The sequence below is a fragment of the Chelativorans sp. ZYF759 genome, from assembly GCF_012911015.1.
Lineage (GTDB): Bacteria > Pseudomonadota > Alphaproteobacteria > Rhizobiales > Rhizobiaceae > ZYF759.
On record NZ_WVVV01000032.1, the window covers coordinates 1 to 3,089 of the forward strand.

Sequence of the window (3,089 nt, forward strand, 5' to 3'; positions counted from 1 at the left end):
CCACCCGCGCCCGCCGCTCCGGCGTCGGGCAGCGCCCTCGATCCCTCCGAACTGGCGCGCCGCGCCGGCGAACGCTTCTCCGGCCATATCCGCGCCCAGCGCGACGGCGCCGCCAGCGCGGCGGCACAGCCGCCGGTGCCGGCGTCCGGAAATGCGCCTGCCAGTCCCCCCGAGGACCGGCAGGACCAGGCGCCCGCCGATCGCCTCGATATCGCGGCACTGACCAAGCGCGCCACCGAGAGACTCGCCGACCATGTTCGCCGCCAGCGTGAGCTCGCGGGTCTGGTCTCAAGACCGGCACCTTCGCGCCGGCCGGAGACGAGCGAGGATCCGCGCCCTGCCAACGGCGCCGCCTCCTCGCCGATGCTTGGCCACAACAGTGCCGGTTTCGACATGGAGGATGAAGACGACAACAATGCCGGGCGGGCGCGGGTTTCCGGTCCGCTCGATTTCGCCTCGCTGGCCGAGCGCGCGGCGGCGATCCAAACCGCGCATCTCGTCGCCAGCCGCAAGAAACTGACGGTGCAGTCCTTCGCCGTGTCCCGGCATGGCGAGGGCAAGAACGGCACCAACTGACCACCCATCCGCCGACGGCGGAGGACAAACCCAGCCGCGTGGGCGGCGCAGCAAGCACAAGGAGCCTCATCATGGCACGTGTATTCGAGGGAATGTATATTGGCGGCGGCTGGTCCGCGGCTTCCAAGACCTTCAAGGACCTGAATCCGTCCGACGGCTCGGTCTGGGCCGAAGTGCCGGATTCCGGCCGCGCCGAGACGTCCGCGGCCATCGAGGCGGCCCATGCCGCTTTCCCGGAATGGGCCGCGCTCCCCTTTTCGAAGCGGGCGCACTACCTCCACAAGGCCGCCGAGATCTGGGAGCGCCGCAAGATGGAGATCATCGACGCCATCCAGGCGGAAGGCGGCGGCTGGTTCGGCAAGGGCATGTTCGAAACCGGCTACGTGACCGAGGTCTTCCATGCCGCGGCCGCTTCGGTCTGGCAGTCGACCGGTGAGGTCCTGCCGTCCGACTATGGCAAGGTGTCGATGGCCGTGCGCCGTCCCATGGGCGTCGTCTCGGTCATCTCGCCCTGGAACTTCCCCTGCATCCTGACCGCGCGCGGCTTCCTCTTCCCCCTGGCGGCCGGCAACACGATCGTGCTCAAGCCGTCGGAAGAGACGCCTTATCTCGGCGGGCTTCTGTTTGCCGAGATCTTCGAGGAGGCGGGCCTGCCCAAGGGCGTGTTCAACGTCGTCACCTGCTCGCGCGACAATGTGCAGGAAGTGGGCGACGAGCTGATCGAGCATCCTTACGTCAAGGGCATCTCCTTCACCGGCTCGACCGCCGTGGGTCGCCAGATCGCCGCCAAGGCCGGCGCCCATCTTAAGAAGTGCTGTGTCGAGCTCGGCGGCAAGGATTCCATGATCGTGCTCGAGGATGCCGACATGGAGCGCGCCACCCAGGCCGCCAATTTCGGCTCCTTCATGCATCAGGGCCAGATCTGCATGTCGGTCGAAAAGGTGCTCGTCCACGAGAAGATCTTCGACGAGTTCCTGAAGAAGTTCGTCGAGCGCGCCGGCCGCCTCAAGGTCGGTGACCCGACCAAGAGCAAGGAAAACGTGATCGGCCCGCTCATCAACGACAAGCAGGCCGCCAAGGTGAAGGAGCAGCTCGACGACGCCATCGCCAAGGGCGCCAAGGTGGAGCTCGGCGGCAAGGTTGACGGGCGTTTCGTGGAGCCCACGATTCTGACCGGCGTCACGCCCGACATGAAGATCTACCAGGACGAGACCTTCGGCCCGGTGGTTCCCGTCATCCCGTTCCGCACCGATGACGAGGCGATCGCGATCGCCAACGATAGCGAATACGGCCTGTCGGCCGGCGTGATGAGCCGCGACGAAAGCCGCGCGCTCGCCATCGTCAACCGCCTCGACACGGGCAATTGCCACGTCAACTGCTCTTCCGTGAACGACGAGCCGCATGTTCCCTTCGGCGGTTTCAAGGCATCGGGCGTCGGCAAGCATGGCGGCCGCTGGTCGCTCGAGACCTTCACCGAGACCCGCTGGATCACGCTCGACCGCGGCGGCCGGCCCTTCCCGCCGGTGTTCTGAGGACGGCGATACGCACCTTACCTCCCCCTTGATGGGGGAGGTCGCGACGCAGTCGCGGGAGGGGGGTGAGCGGCGGTGCCACCACCCCACCCCGCGTCGATGACCTCCACTTCGTTCCGTCCATCGCCACGACCCTCCCCATCGAGGGGAGGGTAAGCCGCGCGCCATCGTCGCGCCGCCGCCGATCGCCGCCTTGGCCTTCGGCCTTTTTTTGTCACGTGCCGCACCGCGCTTTGGGCGCCCCTCACGACGTGTCGGGGCCTTCCAGCGCGTGGAGCGCCAGCGAATGGGCGTGCGCCAGGATCTCGTCGATCTCGCGGATATTCGGGGGATGGGCGGCGGCGGGGTCGTAGCGGTAGAGCCGGCCGCCGGGCGGCACGCGTCGGATGGGCAGGCGGGCCGTCTGGCGGCGTGCCTGCCAGCGGGCGAAGCGGCGGGCCTGGCCGGGGAGATCGTCGAGCGCCGCGGCAAGGGCTGCGAGGCGCTGGGTCAGGCGCGTGGCGCTGATGCGGTCGTCGGAGGAAGGTGGCGGCGGGAGGCGATGGAGTTCGGTCACGCCGGGCACGACAATGCGCGGGGCGGCGTGCGGGGGCACGGTGGGACGGCGCCGGCCGTGGAGGGCGAGCCGGCGCGGCGGATCGAAGAGGGGGAAGGTGGGGATTCGCTTTGCAAGGGAGGATATGCCGTCGCGGGTGGCATTGGCTGGCGCCATCATCACGGCGATGCCGAGGCGGCGGAGCAGCGGTTCGATCGGCTTCGGCCGGGGCTTTGGCTGGCCCGGGCGCGGCGGTGGCACGGTCAGGCCCTTGGCAGCGGCGATGATCAGGCGGCGCGCGGCGGATTCGGCCGGGCGCAGCAGGGCCAGGATCGCGCGCCAGAGCAGGCGGGGGAGGGTCGCGCGGAGCTCTACCTCCCCCTTGTGGGGAGGTCGACGCGAAGCGTCGGGTGGGGGTTGCGACCTCAAGGTCACCCCCTCCCGCG

General features: G+C 69.1%; 3 protein-coding genes. 2 read left to right on the top strand and 1 reads right to left on the bottom strand.

Features of this window, described 5'->3' with window-relative positions:
• Positions 1–576, top strand: a 576-nt coding sequence (locus GRZ55_RS22800) for a hypothetical protein (RefSeq protein ID WP_210257501.1), incomplete at its 5' end; no start/stop codon positions are given.
• 71 nt (positions 577–647) lie between these two features.
• Complete coding sequence (locus GRZ55_RS22805; protein WP_169289236.1) at positions 648–2,108, top strand: aldehyde dehydrogenase family protein; 1,461 nt, start codon at positions 648–650, stop codon at positions 2,106–2,108.
• Between the two features lie 244 nt (positions 2,109–2,352).
• Here GRZ55_RS22805 and GRZ55_RS22810 read toward each other — a convergent pair.
• Positions 2,353–3,089 (bottom strand): hypothetical protein (locus GRZ55_RS22810; protein ID WP_210257502.1); only part of this gene is annotated, 737 nt, incomplete at its 5' end.

Excerpts from the sequence above, each read along its gene's own strand:
- GRZ55_RS22805 (WP_169289236.1), top strand. The coding sequence starts at position 648 with ATGGCACGTGTATTCGAGGGAATGTATATTGGCGGCGGCTGGTCCGCG.